The organism is Clostridium sp., assembly GCF_051656525.1.
Taxonomy (GTDB): domain Bacteria; phylum Bacillota; class Clostridia; order Clostridiales; family Clostridiaceae; genus Clostridium.
The window spans coordinates 1-1,008 of sequence record NZ_JBOGCC010000340.1; the positions used below are offsets into that span (position 1 = coordinate 1).

The window sequence follows — 1,008 nt, forward strand, 5'->3', positions numbered from 1 at the left end:
TTCCAGCAGTGAAATCATCTATTGAAACTTGAAATCCAATTGTCTTTAAGTGATTTATTTTTTCTATAATAGTTGTTAAGTTTAATCCCAAAATAGTTTCTGTAAGCTCAATCTCTAGTAAATTTGGATCTATTTTATAATTAACCTTGATGAAACTGTTTTGAAAGTATTTACCAATTTGGCTAGTTTCCTTGTGGTGGACATTCAAATAATATATGCAAATGGTCTTCTTCTCCATTTACCTCTAAAACACTACCGCCTTTGACACTTAATAATCTCTTTGATATTTCTTTTAAATCTTCCAAAACATCCTCATTAATACATTTTCTACGATATTTTGTAATTACAACTAAATGATAAGTTAAATTGTAGATAGAATGTCTATTCTTTTTAAATTCAGTATTCATAACCACGCTCTCCTTTACAACTAATTTTAAATATGATATTATCATAGCATATAAAATTTAAAAATGGAGGTGAAAACTATGAAGACATATAACTTAGCTTTTAAATATAGAATCTATCCTAATGAAACTGCAGCGAATACAATTAATCAAACTTTTGGTTGCACTAGACTTGTGTATAATAGATTTTTGGGTCAAAGAAAAGAATTGTATGAGACAGAGAAAAAATCTGTAACTTACAATACCCAAGCTAAAGAGCTCCCCCTACTTAAACTTGAACTACCATTCTTGAAAGAGGTTGATTCAATCGCATTACAGCAAGCACTTAAAAATTTAGAAACTGCATATAAGAATTTCTTTCAAAAGAGAACTAGCTTCCCTAAGTTCAAATCTAAAAGGTCAACTAGAAAATCGTACAATACAGTATCTACAAGTAATAATATTAGAGTTGAAGGAAATTTTCTAAAACTTCCAAAGCTAGGTTTAGTTAAAATTAAACTTCATAGACAGATACCTCAAAATTATGTAATTAAATCAGCTACCATTAGCCAAGAGCCTAACGGTGCTTACTACGTTTCTTTACTAACTGAATTTGAAAAAGACA

The 1,008-nt window shown here is 29.0% G+C and carries 1 protein-coding gene and 2 pseudogenes; 1 reads left to right on the forward strand and 2 read right to left on the reverse strand.

Features of this window, described 5'->3' with window-relative positions:
* Positions 1-144: 144 nt before the first annotated feature.
* Together ACRDDY_RS16865 and ACRDDY_RS16870 are read right to left on the reverse strand one after the other, a co-directional pair.
* Positions 145-245, reverse strand: a pseudogene (locus ACRDDY_RS16865) (transposase); the annotation flags it as partial.
* A 6-nt stretch (positions 246-251) separates the two neighbouring features.
* Positions 252-452, reverse strand: a pseudogene (locus ACRDDY_RS16870) (transposase); the annotation flags it as partial.
* A 33-nt stretch (positions 453-485) separates the two neighbouring features.
* Between ACRDDY_RS16870 and ACRDDY_RS16875 the strand changes: the two are divergent.
* Positions 486-1,008: RNA-guided endonuclease TnpB family protein (locus ACRDDY_RS16875; protein WP_438566100.1), on the forward strand; the 523-nt coding region annotated here is incomplete at its 3' end.